At 72.0% G+C, this 17,219-nt stretch carries 12 protein-coding genes; 3 read left to right on the forward strand and 9 right to left on the reverse strand.

Annotated elements, in window-relative coordinates:
* Nucleotides 1-9: 9 nt before the first annotated feature.
* The 3 genes from BS75_RS11250 to BS75_RS11260 all read right to left on the reverse strand — a co-directional run bounded on the left by BS75_RS11250 (nucleotide 10) and on the right by BS75_RS11260 (nucleotide 3,578).
* Nucleotides 10-1,269, reverse strand: a complete 1,260-nt coding sequence (locus tag BS75_RS11250; RefSeq protein ID WP_034088131.1) for an NAD(P)/FAD-dependent oxidoreductase — start codon at nucleotides 1,267-1,269, stop codon at nucleotides 10-12.
* Nucleotides 1,270-1,384: 115 nt separating this feature from the next.
* A complete protein-coding gene (locus BS75_RS11255) occupies nucleotides 1,385-2,647 on the reverse strand; it encodes a deoxyguanosinetriphosphate triphosphohydrolase (RefSeq protein WP_034088132.1) in 1,263 nt (420 codons plus the stop codon).
* 43 nt (nucleotides 2,648-2,690) lie between these two features.
* Complete coding sequence (locus BS75_RS11260) at nucleotides 2,691-3,578, reverse strand: trypsin-like serine peptidase (protein ID WP_052069347.1); 888 nt, start codon at nucleotides 3,576-3,578, stop codon at nucleotides 2,691-2,693.
* Between the two features lie 439 nt (nucleotides 3,579-4,017).
* Between BS75_RS11260 and BS75_RS11265 the strand changes: the two genes are divergently transcribed.
* Nucleotides 4,018-5,124: an alpha/beta hydrolase gene (locus BS75_RS11265; protein WP_063771406.1), complete on the forward strand. Its 1,107-nt coding sequence runs from the start codon at nucleotides 4,018-4,020 to the stop codon at nucleotides 5,122-5,124.
* A gap of 16 nt (nucleotides 5,125-5,140) precedes the next feature.
* Here the strand turns inward: BS75_RS11265 and BS75_RS11270 are convergent, their stop codons facing one another.
* Nucleotides 5,141-6,100 (reverse strand): proteasome assembly chaperone family protein, encoded by a 960-nt coding sequence (locus BS75_RS11270; protein WP_034092823.1) that lies wholly within the window; start codon nucleotides 6,098-6,100, stop codon nucleotides 5,141-5,143.
* A 425-nt stretch (nucleotides 6,101-6,525) separates the two neighbouring features.
* On the opposite strand from BS75_RS11270, the gene BS75_RS11275 reads away from it, so the two are divergent.
* Nucleotides 6,526-7,212, forward strand: a complete 687-nt coding sequence (locus BS75_RS11275; protein ID WP_034088133.1) for a GNAT family N-acetyltransferase — start codon at nucleotides 6,526-6,528, stop codon at nucleotides 7,210-7,212.
* A gap of 249 nt (nucleotides 7,213-7,461) precedes the next feature.
* On the opposite strand, the gene ppdK is transcribed toward BS75_RS11275, so the two are convergent.
* The 3 genes from ppdK to BS75_RS11290 form a co-directional block, all read right to left on the reverse strand.
* Nucleotides 7,462-10,215, reverse strand: coding sequence for a pyruvate, phosphate dikinase (gene ppdK / locus BS75_RS11280; RefSeq protein WP_042436963.1), 2,754 nt, complete (start codon nucleotides 10,213-10,215; stop codon nucleotides 7,462-7,464).
* Nucleotides 10,216-10,662: 447 nt separating this feature from the next.
* A complete protein-coding gene (gene dusB / locus BS75_RS11285; protein WP_042436961.1) occupies nucleotides 10,663-11,826 on the reverse strand; it encodes a tRNA dihydrouridine synthase DusB in 1,164 nt (387 codons plus the stop codon).
* 62 nt (nucleotides 11,827-11,888) lie between these two features.
* Entirely contained in the window at nucleotides 11,889-12,794 is a 906-nt protein-coding gene (locus tag BS75_RS11290; protein WP_042436958.1) for a helix-turn-helix transcriptional regulator, read from the reverse strand.
* A gap of 108 nt (nucleotides 12,795-12,902) precedes the next feature.
* Between BS75_RS11290 and BS75_RS11295 the strand changes: the two genes are divergently transcribed.
* Nucleotides 12,903-14,381 carry an MFS transporter gene (locus tag BS75_RS11295; RefSeq protein ID WP_081983257.1) on the forward strand — a complete coding sequence of 493 codons (1,479 nt, stop codon included), beginning with the start codon at nucleotides 12,903-12,905 and terminating at the stop codon, nucleotides 14,379-14,381.
* Between the two features lie 78 nt (nucleotides 14,382-14,459).
* On the opposite strand, the gene BS75_RS11300 is transcribed toward BS75_RS11295, so the two are convergent.
* Nucleotides 14,460-15,533 (reverse strand): LLM class F420-dependent oxidoreductase, encoded by a 1,074-nt coding sequence (locus BS75_RS11300; RefSeq protein ID WP_231607745.1) that lies wholly within the window; start codon nucleotides 15,531-15,533, stop codon nucleotides 14,460-14,462.
* Between the two features lie 7 nt (nucleotides 15,534-15,540).
* A complete protein-coding gene (locus BS75_RS11305; RefSeq protein WP_034088134.1) occupies nucleotides 15,541-17,181 on the reverse strand; it encodes an ABC transporter substrate-binding protein in 1,641 nt (546 codons plus the stop codon).
* Between the last annotated feature and the right edge of the window lie 38 nt (nucleotides 17,182-17,219).

Consider the following 17,219-nt stretch of genomic DNA (forward strand, 5'->3'; position numbering starts at 1 on the left):
CGGAGGCGGTCAGAGCTCGGCGAGGGGGATGCCGGGGTCGGCGAGGCGGTCGGGGTCGACCGGGCGGGCGGAGCGGACGAGCTGCTGGATGCTGTTGGCGACGTCCCAGGTGTTGACGTTCATCCCGGCCAGCACCCGGTTGTCCGGCCCCTGCCAGAAGGCGATGAACTCGCGCTTCCCGGCGTCCCCGCGCACCACCACGTGGTCGTAGGAGCCGGGGGCCGCGTGGCCGGAGTACTCCATTCCCAGGTCGTACTGGTCGGAGAAGAAGTACGGCACCCGGTCGTAGACGACCTCCTGGCCGAGCATGGCGCGGGCGGCGGCCGGGCCGCCGTTGAGGGCGTTGGCCCAGTGCTCGGTGCGCAGTCGGCGCCCGAACAGCGGGTGCAGCGCGGAGGCGACGTCCCCGGCGGCGAGGACCAGCGGGTCGGAGCTGCGCAGCGAGGCGTCCACGGCGATGCCGCCGCCGTCCTCCGGATCGGCGATCTCCAGACCGGCCGCCGCCGCCAGCGCGGTCTGCGGGGCCGCGCCGACGGCGACCAGCACGGCGTGGGCGGGGTGCTCGTCGCCGTCGTCGGTGTGGGCCGCGAGCACCATGCCGTCCTCGCCCTCGATCGCGGTGACGCTCGCGCCGAAGTGGAACTGCACCCCCCGGTCCTCGTGCAGGTGCGCGAAGAAGCCGCCGAGCTCCGGGCCGAGCGCGTCGTGCAGCGGGGTGGACCGGCGTTCGACCACGGTCACCTCGGCGCCGTAGGTGCGGGCCGCCGCCGCGACTTCGAGGCCGATCCAGCCGGCGCCGACCACCAGCAGCCGGCCGTTCTCCCGGCCGAGGGTCTGCAGGGTCGCCCGGAGCCGTTCGGAGTCGGGGAGCCGGCGCAGGTAGTGCACGCCGCCGAGGTCGATGCCGGGCACCTCCAGCGGGCGCGGCGCGGAGCCGGTGGCCAGCAGCAGCCGGTCGTAGGGCAGCACGCTGCCGTCGGCCAGGGCGACCGTCCGCCCCGCCCGGTCCAGCGCGGTGGCCGGGGAGTCGAGCCGCAGCTCGATCTCGTGGGCGGCGTACCACGAGGAGTCGTGGACGAAGAGGTCCGCCCGCGGGGTGCTCCCGGCGAGGTAGTTCTTGGACAGACCGGGCCGCTCGTACGGGTGCTCCCGTTCCTCGCCGACCAGGATCACCCGGCCGGTGAACCCCTCGGTGCGGAGGGTCTCGGCGGCCTTCGCCCCGGCCAGCCCGGCCCCGACGATGACATGGGTCTCGTGTGCGTCCACCACGTGCGCTCTCCTGACCGCTCTACGGCTGTGCGTCCAGCGTCCTGCAAGGGAGGGTAGCCGTGAAGACCGCCGGTCCCGGGGACCTCGCCACGACCCGGCCAGCGCCCGGCGTCGGTCAGCTTGCGGTGCCGGTCAGCACGCGGTGCCGGGCGGCGGCCGAGGCGTCGGTCAGGGTCGCGATCTGGTCGACGACCGCGCGCAGCCGGCCCGCGTCGTCCGCGGCCTCCTCGTAGAGCGCCCGGAAGACCGGGTCGAGCCCCTCCGGCGCGCTGCGGACCAGCGCCTCGGCCAGTTCCGCGATGACGCTGCGCTGCCAGCCCCGGAGCCGCTCCTGGTCGTCGCGCTGCATCACATAGCGGTCGGCGACGGCCTTGAGCACGGCGCACTCCAGCCGGACGCCGCGCGGCACCACCAGACCGGCCCGGTAGCGGCTGAGCGGTCCGGGGCCGTGCTCGGCCCGGGTGGCCTGCTCGGCGGCGGTGCAGAAGCGGCCGATCAGCTGGCTGGTGGCGTCCTTGATCGCGGCCCGGGCCCGGGCCGAGCCGTCGTAACCGCGCGGCCACCACTCCTCGGCCTGCAGCCGGTCCAGGGCCTCCGCGAACTCGTCGGGCTCGGCGGTGGGCGCGTAGCGGGCGGCGACCCGGAACAGCTCGGCCCGCTCCTCCGGCGAGTGCAGCGCGGCCGGGACGACATGGCCGGCCTGGAGCCCGTCCTCGACGTCGTGGACGGAGTAGGCGACGTCGTCGGACCAGTCCATGACCTGGGCCTCGAAGCAGCGGTGGTGGTCGGGCGAGCCCTGCCGGAGCCAGCGGAAGACCGCCAGGTCGTCCTCGTACACGCCGAACTTGTGCGGGAGTTCGGGGTGGCTGCCGCGGGTCCAGGGGTACTTGGTGGCGGCGTCGAGGGCGGCCCGGGTGAGGTTGAGCCCGACGCTCCGCCCCGACGCGCGGTCGGCGAAGCGCTTCGGTTCGAGCCTGGTGAGAATGCGCAGGCTCTGGGCGTTCCCCTCGAAGCCGCCGCAGGCCGCCGCGGCGAGGTCCAGGGCCTCCTCACCGGTGTGGCCGAAGGGCGGGTGGCCGATGTCGTGGGACAGGCAGGCGGTCTCGACCAGGTCCGGGTCGCAGCCGAGCGCGGCGCCGAGCTCCCGGCCGACCTGGGCGCACTCCAGCGAGTGGGTCAGCCTGGTCCTGGGGAAGTCGGCGGCCAGCGGGGCGACCACCTGGGTGGTCCCGGCGAGTCGGCGCAGCGCCGCCGAGTGGAGCACCCGGGCGCGGTCGCGCTGGAAGGCGGTCCGGCCCGGCCGCTTGTCCGGCTCCTCCACCCAGCGAGCCTGTGCCGCGGCGCTGTACTGCGTGCTGACCAGTGAAGTGTCGTCCATGCCGAGCAGCCTAGGCGGGGGGTGCGACGATCGGGGGGCGGGCCTACGGCGTGGCGGTGGCCTGCTGGTAGAGGCTCTGCACCGCCGGGCCCAGCACCGACGCGTAGGAGATCGCGGCGGTGTACCCGCCCTCCTGGTAACCCCCTATGACCCCGACCAGTCTGCCCCGGCCGGTGGCCGGGTCGACGCCGACCAGCAGCGGTCCGCCGCTGCTGCCGTTGGTGAAGCCGGCGCAGTCGAACTCCGACTGGGTGGGCTGGTAGACCGTCAGGGTGTTGAGGCAGGCGATCGGCTTGTCGTCGCTGGAGGGGTAGCCGATCCCGCTGACCACGGCGGGCAGCCTGGCCGCGAAGGAGATGTGCTCGGAGCCGACCACATCGGCCAGCCTGGCCGCCGGGTGCCCGACCTCGCGCAGGACCGCGAAGGCGATGTCGTAGTCGGGGTTGCTGTTGGTCGCCCAGTGCGGGTCGACCAGCACCTTCACCGGCGTCCAGGTGCCGAAGGGCTCCTGGCCGTCGTGGTAGCCGGGGACGAAGACGAAGGGGGCGATCGTGGTGCTGCCGTTGGCCGGGTCCTCCAGGCAGTGCGCGGCGGTGGCGATCAGGTTGCCGCCCGGGCTGTCGATGACGCTGCCGGTGCAGAAGTGCTGGCCGGGGACGCCGGCCTGACCGGCCGTGAACAACGCGCCCACCATCGGCATCCCGACGAAGGAGGTGCTGACCGGGGCCGGGGTGGCCGACTTTCCGCCGAGGATCGCCGGCACCTGGGCCGAGGCGGGTTCCGGCACCGAGAGCGGCGCGCCGGCCAGCCGCTGCTGGCCGCTGCTGCCGCTGCCGGCGGCCCGGTCGAGAACCAGGACGAAGCAGATCCCGAAGACCAGGATGCCGAGCGTCCGGGCGAGGACACGCACCTGCGACTGCGTCACGGCCATGCGTCCCACCCCGTTCCATCGTTCGGCGAGGGAGGCCCTCCACCACTGACACCGTCGGATGATATGCGCGAGTAGCTGGTACGTACACTGCTCCGCGCCGTTCCGGCGCCGAGTACCGAGCGATTCCTCGTCCCCCTGGAGGGATTCGGCAAGAGCGGCCATTTCCCGGATTATGCCGCAAAAGATCCGAGAAATCCGGGTATGGCCAACGAGTCCGGCAGTGCGCAGGTCACGCGTCCCACACCTTCACGCGGTCGGCTCACACCGAGCGCCCCCGTCGGACCCCCGGGTAAGGGGCGACCGGGGCCGGGCCGGAAAAATGACCACGCAGCTCAGCTAAGGTGCTTAGTGGACATATCCACGCGGTAGGGAGGGTCGCCCGGGCAGAGCGGCCGTCCTGGCGACCGCCGCGACTGCGGAGAGCAGGAGACCGAAACCTGTGAGCCTGACCGGGAGCGCGTTCTTCTACGTCCTCATCCTCGCCACCGTGCTGGCCGCGATCGGCACCCTGGCCCTGTGGGGGCGGGTCCGCGGGCCACGCCCGGTGCGCTGGCTCGGTCGGCTGGCGATGATCGTGATCTGCCAGCTCACCGCCATCGCCGTCGTCGCCACCTGGATCAACAACAGTTACGGACTGTACTCGTCCTGGAACGACCTGCTCGGCGACGACAACGGCACGGCGACCGCCGCCATGCCCGGTCCGCCGGCCAACCGCGCCATGTTCACCCGCTCCAGCAACGGGATCCTGGAGACCTACTTCCGCGGCAAGTACTCCAAGCTCTCCGGCGAGGTGCTGGTGTGGACACCGCCGCAGTACGACCAGGCCCAGTACAAGGACTACAAGTTCCCGGTGATGATGCTGCTGCACGGCGTCCCCGGCTCGCCCAGCTCCTGGATCGAGGGCGGCGGGATGCCGAACGCCCTCGCCGCGATGATGGCGGACGGCACCGTCAAGCCGGCCATCGTGGTGATCCCGGTGATCAACCCCGGCGGCATCGACACCGACTGCAGCGACACGCCGCTCCGGAAGAACGCCACCTGGCTGACCAGGGACGTACCCGAACTGATCGACAACCAGTTCCGGGCGCTGAGCGAGCCCAAGGCCTGGGGCCTGCTCGGACTGTCCACCGGCGGACTGTGTGCGATCAAGCTGCCGATGCAGTACCCGAAGGTCTTCGGCTCCGGCGCGGCGATGGACGCCGACCCGTTCACCGGCGACACCTCGGTGCTGACCGACCCCGAACTGCGGCTGGTCAACAGCCCGATCTGGCTGGCCAAGCAGCGGCCGGACGTCTCGCTGTTCGCCGCGACCAGCGCCCAGGACCGGTTCAGCCCGCCGTCGAACATCACCGCGCTGCAGAAGGTGATCCAGTGGCCGACCACCCTGGCCGAGCCGCTGATCCTGCCGGACGGCGGCCACAACTGGAACACCTGGCAGCGGATGTACCCGACCGTCTTCCCCTGGCTCAGCGAGCACCTGGACGACGCCCGGCTGGTCCCCAGGACCGTGCCCACACCGGCGAAGACCCCCAAGTCGGACCACTGACGGCGGGCCGGCCGAGCTACTCGCCCTGGCCGTCGCCCTGCTCGGCCAGGAACTCCTCGAAGGCCCGGCCCAGCTCGTCGGCCGAGGGCAGGTCGGTCGGCTCGGCCAGCAGGTTCTCCCGGTCGGCCGCGCCGGCCACCGCGTCGTACTGCTGCTCCAGACCGGCCACGGCGCTGCGCAGCTCCCCGTCGCCCTCGGCGATCTGCTGGTCGATGTCGGTGCGCACCTCGGCCTGCCGGCTCCGGAGCGAGACGCCCGGCAGCACCAGCCCGGTGGAGCCCTGGATCGCCTCCAGCACCGCCACCGCGGCCTGCGGGTAGGGGGTCCGGGCCAGGTAGTGCGGGACGTGGGTGGCGAAGCCGATGACGTCGTGGCCGGCCTCGGCCAGCCGGAACTCCAGCAGCGCCGCGATGCTCGCCGGGACCTGCACCTTCTCGAACCAGCGCGGGTAGAGCCCGAGCAGGTCCTCGCGGTTGCCGTGCGGGGTCAGTCCGACCGGCCGGGTGTGCGGCACGCCCATCGGGATCCCGTGGAAGTTCACCGTCAGCCGCACCCCCAGCCGCTCCACCACCTGGAGCACGGCCGCGCCGAAGCGCTCCCACTCGACGTCCGGCTCCGATCCGCTGAGCAGCAGGAACGGCGCCCCGGTGGAGTCGTGCAGCAGGTGCAGGTCGATCGCCGGGGCCTCGTAGGAGGTCCACTTGTCCCGGTCGAAGACCATGGCCGGGCGCCGGGCCCGGTAGTCCACCAGCCGGTCCGCGTCGAAGCGCGCCAGCAGCTGCCGGTCGTCGTCCTCCAACAGGTGCTCGACGACCTGCGCGCCGGCCTCCCCGGCGTCCATGAAGCCCTCGAAGAAGTGCAGCAGCACGGGACCGGAAGCCGCTCCGGCCGCCTCGCCGCCACGCGTGCCGAAGGCTGCCTCCACGGCGGCCAGGGCCTGCGGCTCGAATGCGTACAGCGCCTGCGGATCAAGCACGGTCAACCCAATCTTTCGAGGTCATCGGTAGAGGTCCGGACCCTGCGGCGGGCGGACGACACTCACTGGGACCAGCATCCCGGACCACGCGTTCATTCCCGAACCCGGGAGCCCCGCGACGCTCCTTCAAGTCTCCCGCGCGGCGCGGGATGACTTAACCCCGTGAGGCCGGTATGGTCCTCTCGCTGCCCGCATTGCTGCCGTCGGCAGACGTGGCAGAGTTCTACCTTCGCTCGACCCCCGCATCGCACCTTGCCTTCACCTGGCCGCCCGCTGTCCTTCGCGCTCTCGTTCCTTCCTCGGCCATCTTTCGGACACACACTGTCCCCTCGCTCCCTGCGCCGCCACGGCTGACGCGCTCCGTCGCCGTACCCGGATCCCGGCAGGTTGCACCCCCCTGTCCCGACCGCTGAAGGATCAGGCCCGTGCCCGAATCCGTCTTCCTCCTCGGCCGTACCGTGCGGCTGGAGCCCCTCGCGGAGCGCCACATCGAGGCGCTTGCCGCAGCGTCCGCCGAGGATCGCAGCAGTTATGCCTTCACCCCCGTCCCCCACGGGGTGGAGGCCACCGCGCGCTACGTCGCGGACGCCCTGGCCGCCCAGCAGGCCGGTCACGCCCTGCCGTTCGCCACGCTCAGAGCCTCGGACGGGCTGGTCGTCGGCTCGACCAGGTTCCTCAACCTCGACTACTGGCAGGGCCCGGTGATCTGGCCGCCGGCCCCGCGCGGGCCGGTCGGCGATCCGCTGTCGGCGATCCCGGACGCCGCCGAGATCGGCGCGACCTGGCTGTCCTCCCGGGCCCAGGGCACCGGGATCAACACCGAGGCCAAGCTGCTGATGCTCCGCCACGCCTTCGAGACCTGGGGCGTGCGCCGGGTCTCGATGCGCGCGGACGCCCGCAACGCCCGTTCCCGGGCCGCGATCGAACGGCTGGGCGCGGTCCTGGAGGGCGTCCACCGGGCCCACACCCGGGGCCTGGACGGCCTGGTCCGGGGCACCGCCTTCTACTCGATCCTGGACGAGGAGTGGCCCGGGGCCCGGGCCCAGCTGGAGCGCCGGGTCGAGGCCCCGCGGGTGGTCGCCGCCGAGACCCGCCCGCTGATCTCGGCCTGACCCGCTCCGGGGCACGCAAGGCTCCAGGAGCACGAAAAACCGGGGCGGTGGACGGACGCCATTGTCCGTACCACCGCCCCGGCCTGGTACACGGCGGCTACTCTGCGCCGAGCTCCGCCGCGTCGGTCGCGGGCAGCGCCCCCTCCTGGTTCCTCATCCTTGGTCGGGGACGGGGCATGCGGAGGGGGGTTTCCCGCGCTGACACCGGGTGAGGGCCGCCCTTGAGGGAAGGGCCCCGGTGAGGGTGTGTCAGCGCGAGTCGCTGCCCGCCGTCTCGATGGCGGCACGCCCTGCTTCCAGGCGCGCCACCGGGATCCGGAAGGGCGAGCAGGACACGTAGTCCAGCCCGGCCTCGTGGAAGAAGTGGACCGAGTCGGGGTCGCCGCCGTGCTCGCCGCAGATGCCGAGCTTGAGGTCGGGGCGGGTGGCCCGGCCCTCCCGCACCGCGTGCTTGATCAGGGCGCCGACGCCGTCGCGGTCGATGGTCTCGAAGGGGGAGACTCCGAAGATCCCCTTCTCCAGGTAGGCGGTGAAGAAGCTGGCCTCGACGTCGTCGCGGGAGAAGCCCCAGACGGTCTGGGTGAGGTCGTTCGTCCCGAAGGAGAAGAACTCGGCGGCCTCGGCGATCTGGCCGGCGGTGACGGCGGCTCGCGGCAGCTCGATCATCGTGCCCAGCTTGATCGGCAGCGTCACCCCGGTCGCCGCGGCGACCTCGGCGAGCACCTGCTCGCACTCGTCCCGCACTATCTCCAGCTCCTGGACCGTGCCCACCAGCGGGATCATCACCTCGGGACGCGGGTCGCCGCCGCCCAGACGGCGCTCGGCGGCCGCCTCGGCGATGGCCCTGACCTGCATCCCGAACAGGCCGGGGATGACCAGGCCGAGCCGCACCCCGCGCAGCCCCAGCATCGGGTTCTGCTCGTGCAGCTTGTGCACCGCCTGCAGCAGCCGGAGGTCGTTCTCGTTGGGGTCCTTGCGGGCCTCGGCGAGGGCGACGCGTACCGAGAGCTCGGTGATGTCGGGCAGGAACTCGTGCAGCGGCGGGTCGAGCAGCCGGACCGTGACCGGGAGTCCGTCCATGGCCTGGAAGAGCTCGACGAAGTCGTTCTTCTGCAGCGGCAGCAGGACGGAGAGCGCGGCCTCGCGGTCCTTGTCGTTGTCCGCCAGGATCAGGTGCTCGACCTCCTTGCGGCGCTCCTCGCCGAGGAACATGTGCTCGGTCCGGCACAGGCCGATGCCCTGGGCGCCGAAGCGGCGGGCGCGGTTGGCGTCGTCGGCGTTGTCGGCGTTGGCGCGGACCCGCAGCTTGCGGCGGACGTCGGCGTGGGCCATCAGCCGGTGGACGGCCTGGACCAGCCCGCCCTCCTCGTCGGCGCCGGCGTGCAGGGTGCCCTCGAAGTACTCGACCACCGGGGAGGGCACGACCGGGACCTCGCCCAGGTAGACCTTGCCGGTGGAGCCGTCGATGGAGATCAGGTCGCCCTCCTCGACGACCTGCCCGTCGGCGGTGGTGAAGCGCCGCTTCTTGGTGTCGACCTCCAGCTCCTCGGCGCCGCAGACACAGGTCTTGCCCATGCCGCGGGCGACCACGGCCGCGTGCGAGGTCTTGCCGCCGCGCGAGGTGAGGATGCCCTCGGCGGCGATCATGCCGTCCAGGTCGTCCGGGTTGGTCTCGCGGCGGCACAGGATGACCTGCTCGCCGGAGCGGGACCACTTGACGGCGGTGTAGGAGTCGAAGACCGCCTTGCCGACGGCCGCGCCGGGCGAGGCGGCGATGCCCCAGGCCACTCGGGGCGCCTTGGTCGACTCGTCGAAGCGGGGGAACATCAGCTGCGCCAGCTGGCCGCCGGTGACCCGGTGCAGCGCCTCGTCCAGGTCGATCAGGCCCTGGTCGACCAGCTGGACCGCGATCCGGAAGGCGGCGGCGGCGGTGCGCTTGCCGATCCGGGTCTGCAGCATCCACAGCTTGCCGCGCTCGATGGTGAACTCGATGTCGCAGAGGTCCCGGTAGTGGTTCTCCAGGGTCTTCATGATCGACATCAGCTGGTCGTAGGACGCCTTGTCCAGGCCCTCCAGCTCGGCCAGCGGGACGGTGTTGCGGATGCCCGCCACCACGTCCTCGCCCTGGGCGTTCTGCAGGTAGTCGCCGTAGACGCCGGCGTGGCCGCTGGCCGGGTCGCGGGTGAAGGCGACACCGGTGCCCGAGTCGGCGCCCAGGTTGCCGAAGACCATCGAGCAGACGTTGACCGCGGTGGCCAGGTTGCTCGGGATCCGCTCCTGGCGCCGGTAGAGCTTGGCCCGGTCGCTGTTCCAGCTGTCGAAGACGGCGTGGACGGCGAGGTCCATCTGCTCGCGCGGGTCCTGCGGGAAGTCCCGGCCGGTGTGCTCGCGGACGATCGCCTTGAAGGTGCCGACGATCGCCTGCAGGTCGGCCGCGTCCAGGTCCAGGTCGTCCGCGGTGCCCTTGGCCTGCTTGGCCGCGTCCAGGGCGTCCTCGAACAGCTCGCCCTCGACGCCCAGCACGGTCTTGCCGAACATCTGGATCAGCCGGCGGTAGGAGTCCCAGGCGAAGCGCTCGTTGCCGGCCTGGGTGGCGAGGCCGCCCACCGAGGCGTCGGACAGGCCGATGTTGAGGACGGTGTCCATCATCCCCGGCATGGAGAACTTGGCTCCGGAGCGGACCGACACCAGCAGCGGGTCGGCGGCGTCGCCGAGCTGCTTGCCCATCTGCTGCTCCAGCGCGACCAGGTGCGCACTCACCTCGTCGCGGAGCGGAGCGGGCTCGGTGCCCGTCTCCAGGTAGACCTTGCAGGCCTCGGTGGTGATCGTGAATCCGGGAGGGACCGGAAGCCCGAGGTTGGTCATCTCGGCGAGGTTTGCGCCTTTGCCGCCGAGCAGATCCTTCAGGTCTTTGTTGCCCTCGGTGAAGTCGTAAACGTATTTCTGCTCTGCCGACACGGTTTCGGTCTCCTGCCGCACGGTTGCCCTGACGCCGGAGAACATACCCAGATCGAAGGCCGTTCAGCTCCCCCATTGGGTCGACAGTGCCTTCTACCCGGGGGTAACCCGATAGATCGAAAGCACCGGATCAGCCTTCGCCTGCGAAAGTAAAATCGTCGGGGTGACGCTAGGCTGCGTTCGACTAGTGAACGCATGGACACCACAAGATCACACGATCATGACCTACCGCACCCGCTGGATGGCGAACGGGTTACCTTGGCTTGATCCCCTGTACGCAATCCCCCGTTCATGACACGTGCACGTTCGAAAGCCGATCCGCCCCCCGCGCCACCTGCTGTTTTACGTCCAACTGACGCAAAGTGAGCGCCGATGTGGCCAGAGTCACGTCCTCCGGCGGGGCCCGCCTCAGCCCGCGTGCGTAGGGTTCCTCACCCTGGGAGTCCGGCCGCGTACCGTCCGCCGTGATCATTTGCCGAAGACAGGGCGCGCTCAGCCGCCGGAGCTGTCCAGCTCGGCGTCGGCGCCGGGGACCGCACAGTCGTAGGGGTCGTCCAGCCAGCCCTCGGGCAGCACCACCCGGTTCGCGCCGGAGGTACGGCCGCGCGGGCCGTCCGCGCTCTCCGGCCAGCTCTGCTCCTGGTCGACCTGGGCCAGCAGCTCCGCCAGCTCGTCCAGCGAGGAGGCCAGGCCGAGGCCCCGGCGCAGGTCGGAGCCGACCGAGAAGCCCTTGGTGTACCAGGCGACGTGCTTGCGGAAGTCCACCACGCCGTGCCGCTCGTCGCCGATCCACTCGCCCAGCAGCTGGGCGTGCCGGTGCATCACCTTGGCGACGTAGGTGAAGTCGGGGCGCGCATACTGCGTCTCGCCCTCGAAGACCGAGACCAGCTCCTTGAACAGCCACGGGCGGCCCAGGCAGCCGCGGCCCACCACCACGCCGTCGCAGCCGGTCTCGCGGACCATCCGCACCGCGTCGTCGGCCGACCAGATGTCGCCGTTGCCCAGCACCGGGACGTGCGCGGGCACCGCCTCGCGCAGCCGGGCGATCGAGGACCAGTCGGCGACGCCGCTGTAGTGCTGGATCGCGGTCCGGCCGTGCAGCGCGATCGCGGCCACGCCCTCCTCCGCGCCGATCCGGCCGGCGTCCAGGTAGGTCATGTGGTCGTCGTCGATGCCCTTGCGCATCTTCATGGTGACCGGCAGGCGCCCGGCCCCGGCGACCGCCTCGCGGAGGATCTGCCGCATCAGGTTGCGCTTGTACGGCAGCGCCGAGCCGCCGCCGCGGCGGGTGACCTTGGGCACCGGGCAGCCGAAGTTGAGGTCGATGTGGTCGGCCAGGTCCTCCTCGGCGATCATCCGGGCCGCGCGGCCGACGATGGCCGGGTCCACCCCGTAGAGCTGGATGGAGCGGGGCTGCTCGGAGGCGTCGAAACGGATCAGCCGCATGGTCTTCTGGTCCCGCTCGACCAGCGCCCGGGTGGTGATCATCTCCGAGACGAACAGGCCCTTGCCGCCGCTCTGCTCCCGGCACAGGCTGCGGAACGGGGCGTTGGTGATGCCCGCCATCGGCGCGAGCACGACCGGCGGCCACACCTCGATCCGCTCGCCCAGCCGCAGCGGGGCGGTGGCGACGGGGGCCTCGACGGTCGTGGTCATCGTGCTGCTCCAATTTCCCGGGGGTGCGGTGCGGCCCCGAGCGCTGGGCCGGGGCGGACCCCCTATTGTCCCACCGCCGCCTGCTCCTTGGAGACGGCGTAGGCGTGCAGCCGTTCGATCCGCTCCCGGGTCTCGTCGTCGGCCGGGCTGTAGGTCACCAGCCGGGTGCTCTGCCGCGGGCCCAGCCACAGGTTGGTGAACTCGAAGTGCAGCAGGCCCACGTGCGGGTTGCGGAAGCGCTTCTCGCCGTGGCCCACCATGCCCACCTCGTGCCGCTCCCACTGGGCCTCGAACTCCGGCGAGGCCAGTCGCAGCCGCTTGAGCAGCGACTTCCAGGCCGGCTCGGCCACATGGTCGGCCATCGCCCCGCGGAACTTGGCGACCATCGAGGCGGTCGCCCCCTCGTAGTCGACCAGCACCTTCTTCCACTCGGGGTGGGTGAAGGCCAGCCAGAGGAAGTTGCGGTCCTCCGGCGCGACCGCGTCCAGGTCGGTGATCAGGTGCCGGTAGGTGCGGTTGACCGCCATGATGTCGCAGCGGGAGTTGGTCACCACCACCGGCATCGGCTCCAGCTGCTCCATGATCGCCCGGACGGCCGGGGTGACCGTCGGGCACATCGCCGGGGGCGCCGGATCGGTGGCGTCGGCCAGGGTGAAGAGGTGCGCCCGCTCGTTCGGGTCCAGCAGCAGGCCCCGCGCGATGGCGTCCAGGACCTGGGTGGAGACCTGGATGTCCCGGGCCTGCTCCAGCCAGGTGTACCAGGTGACGCCGACGGCGGCGAGCTGCGCCACCTCCTCGCGGCGCAGTCCCGGCGTGCGGCGGCGGCCGAGCGCCGGCAGCCCGACCTGCTCCGGCGACAGCCGCTCGCGGCGGCTGCGGAGGAAGGCGGCGAGCTCGCGTCGACGGATTTCCTCGGGCTTGGCGGAGGTGGAGTGCACAAGGGCGAGCGGGGCGGCTACGGTGCTCATGGGTTCCAGGATGCCGGACTCCGCATCCCTGTGCCAGGTACTTTCAATACCAGGATAACTGGACACTGGTACCAGGCTGACGCGGAGCGGATCGTAGAGCCCGTGACCATGACCCGACCCTCCTCCGCAGCAAGCGTCCTGCCGCGCGTCACCCGCCTCGGCAGGACGGAAGCCCCCGGCTCCTCACCCACCGGCACCGGCGCCACTCCCCGGCTCAGCACCCTGGGCCTGATCACCGTCCTGCTCGGCGCCTTCCTGCCGATGCTGGACTTCTTCATCGTCAATGTCGCGCTGCCCACCATCGACCGGGACCTGACCGCGGGCCCGGCCACCCTGGAGCTGTTCGTCGCCGGCTACGGCATCGCCTACGCGGTGCTGCTGGTCCTCGGCGGCCGCCTCGGCGACCTCTTCGGACGCCGCCGGCTGTTCATCGCCGGCTCGATCGCCTTCGGCCTCACCTCGCTGGCCTGCGGCATCGCCCCGACCGCCCTGGCGCTGGTGGCCGCCCGGGTCGCTCAGGGCGCGGCCTCGGCGCTGATGCTGCCGCAGGCGCTCGCCACCATCCAGTCCGCCACCCAGGGCGAGCGCAAGGCGCGGGCCATGGGCATCTACGGCGCGGTCGGCGGCATCTCCGTGGTCATCGGCCAGGTGCTCGGCGGCGTGCTGCTCTCGGCCGACCTGTTCGGGACCGGCTGGCGGCTGATCTTCCTGGTCAACGTGCCGGTCGCGGCGGCCGCCGCGCTGCTGGCGCTGCGCTCGGTGCCCGAGACCCGCTCGGCCGACCCGGCCCGGGTGGACCTGCCCGGCACCGCGCTGCTGGCCGCCACCCTGCTGGCGCTGCTGGTCCCGCTGATGGAGGGCCGCGCGCTCGGCTGGCCCTGGTGGACCTGGGCGCTGCTGGCAGCCTTCCCCTTCCTGGTCGCCGCCTTCGTGACCGTGGAGCGCCGCGCGGAGCGGGCCGGCGCGGTCCCGCTGCTGCCCTTCTCGCTGCTGCGGATCCACGGCCTGCGCACCGGGCTCACCATGGCCGTCCCCTTCTTCGCCGGCTTCGGCGGATTCATGCTGGTGATGGCCGTCGCGCTGCAGCAGGGCCTGTACGAGGGGCCGATCGCCTCGGGCCTGGCGATGGTGCCGATGGCGGTGGGCTTCTTCACCGCCTCGCTGGCCGGACCCCGGCTGCTCAACCGCTTCGGCAGCAAGGTCATCACCACCGGCGCGGTCGTCCAGCTGGTCGGCCTGGCCGTGCTGGCGCTGACGGTCGGCCTGGACTGGTCCGGGCTGAGCCCGCTGGTGCTGCTGCCCGGCATGGCGATCGCCGGCACCGGTCAGGGCCTGGTGATGCCGCCGATGATCCGGCTGATCCTCTCGGAGATCCCGGCCGCGCGGGCCGGCGTCGGCGGCGGGATGTTCGCCACCACCCAGCAGTCCAGCCTGGCCCTCGGCATCGCCACCCTGGGCACGCTCTTCCTGACCCTGGCCCCGAGCGAGGGCATGCACCACGCGCTGACCCTGGTGCTGGTCCTCCAGGCAGTGCTCACCGTGGTGGTGATCGCCCTCTCCACCCGGCTCCCCCGCCACGTCGGGTGACCCCCGCCGTCCCCCCACCGGTCACTCCCCCGCAGCCCCTCGTCGCCCCCGGCGACGAGGGGCTGCGGCCGTGCCCGGTCAGCCCCCGGCCGGGCCCAGCCGGGTCAGCGTGTCCAGCAGCCGGGCGCGGCTGACGAAGACCTCCGGCGGCAGCGAGACGTAGAGCTGGATGGTGGTCACCCCGGGACGGTGGTAGCGGAGGATCCGCTCCCGGCACTCCTCCGGCGAGCCGCTGATGAACAGCCCGTCCACCACCTCGTCCGGCAGCGCCTTCTGCGAGCGCTCCGGGTCGCCGGCCGCCCACAGGTCGTGCGACTCGCGCAGCAGGTCGCCGTGGCCGAGCCACTCGTGGAACTTCCGGTAGGGCTCGCGGTTGAGGATCCAGGCCAGGAAGGGACGGGTGGCGCGGCGGGCGTACTCGGTGTCCTCGGTGGGACAGACGAAGACCTTGACCACCAGCTCCTTGCCGGGCGGCTGCGGGCCGACGGCGTCCAGGATCCTGGGCACGTCCCCGGGGAAGAGCAGGTTGGTGATCGCGCCGTCGCCCTCGTTGAAGCCCAGCCGGAGCATCCCCGGGCGGAGCGCGCCCAGGATCACCTTGACCGGCTCGGTCGGCGGGTGCGGCAGCCGGTAGCCGCTGATGGAGAAGGTGTCGAAGTCGCCGGCCACGTGCTCGCCGCGGAGCGCCCGGGTGACGAACCGGAGCACGTCCCTGGTCCGCTTGAAGGGCTCGTCGAAGGGGATCCCGTTGATGTCGGTGACATGGGCGGGGACCGAGGCGCCGAGCCCCAGCAGCACCCGCCCGGGCGCGAGCTGGGCCAGGGTGGCGGCGGTCTGGGCGAGCACGGCCGGCCCCCGGGTGTGCACCGGGACGATGCCGGTGGCGATCCGCAGCGACGGCGACCAGGCCGCCGTCGCCGCGAGCGGGGTGAAGGCGTCGGTGCCGCCGCCCTCGGCGCTCCAGACGTCGGTGTAGCCGAGGTCCGGCAGGCGTTCGATGATGAAGCGGTGCCGGTCGATGGTCAGTCCCGGCAGCGGAAGGGTGACCCCCCATCGGGGCGGTGCCGCCGGGGCAGAACTCGGCTGGTCGTGCTGGAGGGTCATCGCGATGCTCGTTCCGTCGGGTCGGGTCGGTTGGGTCCTGGCGGTCATCGGGCGGCTACTTGGAGACCCAGACCTTGGTCAGGTCGACGAACCAGGACTGGGGCTGCACGAATCCGTGCACCTTCGGCGAGAGGGCGCGCGGATTGCGGTCGTTGACCACGAACAGCCAGGGGGCGTCGGCGGTCACCCGGGCCAGGGCCTGGGTGTAGTCCTGCTGCCGGGTCGCCTGGTCGGTCGAGGCCGAGGCCGCCGCGATCAGCCGGTCCACCGCCGGGTCCGAGTAGTGCCCGGTCCAGAACGGGCTGTTGCTGCCGAGGAACAGCGGCAGCAGCGACTCGGACTGGAACAGCGTGGTGGACTGGGCGAGGGCGTCCGAGCCGAGCGCCACCTGTCCCTTGGCCTCCGCCGAGAGCAGGGTCGACCAGTCGATGGTGCGGATCTGCACGGTGATGCCGACGGCCGCGAGGTCGTGCTGGATCGCCTCGCTGATCGGCACCGGCAGCAGGTTGCCCGAGCCGGCCGTGGGGACGGTGACGGTGGTGGTGAACCCGTGGGCGAGACCGGCCTGGGCGAGCAGCGCCTTGGCCTTGGCCGGGTCGTAGGAGTAGACGTTGCCGTTCGGGTCGTAGGCGAAGGTGCCCTTGGGCGCGGCCTGGTAGGCCGGCGAGGCGGTGCCGTGCAGCAGGTCCTGGGCGATGGCCTCGCGGTTGATCGCGTAGTTGGCGGCCTGGCGGACCAGCGGGTTGTTCCAGGGGGCCTTGGACTCGTCCAGGATCCAGTACCAGATCTGGTCGTAGCTGTTGGTGTCGATCTGCACGCCGTCGCGCTGGAGGGTCGGGATGTCGTCCGGGTTCGGGTAGTCGATCATGTTGACGTCGCCGGAGAGCAGCGCGGCGGTGCGGGCGGCCGGGTCGGGCAGGGACTTGATCACCAGCCGGTCCAGCCTGGGCGCCCCGCGCCAGTAGTGCTTGTTGGCCACCAGGTCGATCTCCTGGCCGGGGGTCTGCGAGACGAAGGCGAACGGGCCGGTGCCGACCGGGTGCTGGGCGAAGCCGGTGGTGCCGTACTTCCGCACCGCGGTCGGGCTGGCGATCAGGATGTGCGACAGGTCCTCGGGGAAGTGCCCGTTGCGGACGCTGGTGACCAGGACCACGTGGTCGGCGTCGGTCGCCCGGTACTGGGTGATGTCGCCGGCGTACTCGGTGGCGGCGGCGCCGAGCGCGGCGGTGTAGTAGGGACTGCCCTTCTTCAGGTAGCGGTCCAGGTTGAAGACCACCGAGGACGCGTCGAAGGCGGTGCCGTCCTGGAAGGTGACGCCCCTGCGGAGGGTGAAGGTCCAGGTCCGGCCGTCCGGGGCGACGCTCCAGGAGGTCGCCAGGGCGCTGGTGATCGGGGCGGGCGCATCGGCCCGGGACAGGTCGTAGCGGGTGAGGCCGTCATAGATCTGGAAGCTCACCAGCGCGGTGCCCTCGTAGCCCGCGCCGCCGATGAGGGTGTCCGGATTGGGCAGGGTCCCGGTCGATCCGATGACCAGGGTCCCGCCGCTGCCGCCGGTGGCGGAGCTGTCGGCGCTGGTGGTGGCGGCGCCCGCGCTGCAGCCGGCCACGGCCGTCAGCAGCAGGGCGGTCAGCAGGGCCCTGGCCCGGGAGCGGATCCGGCGGCGTGGTCCGTCCTGGTGCGGCGGTCGGTTCGTCATGTGCGTTCTCTCCTGGTCGGGTCGGGTGCGGTGGCGCG

It is taken from the genome of Streptacidiphilus albus JL83 (genome assembly GCF_000744705.1).
GTDB lineage: Bacteria > Actinomycetota > Actinomycetes > Streptomycetales > Streptomycetaceae > Streptacidiphilus > Streptacidiphilus albus.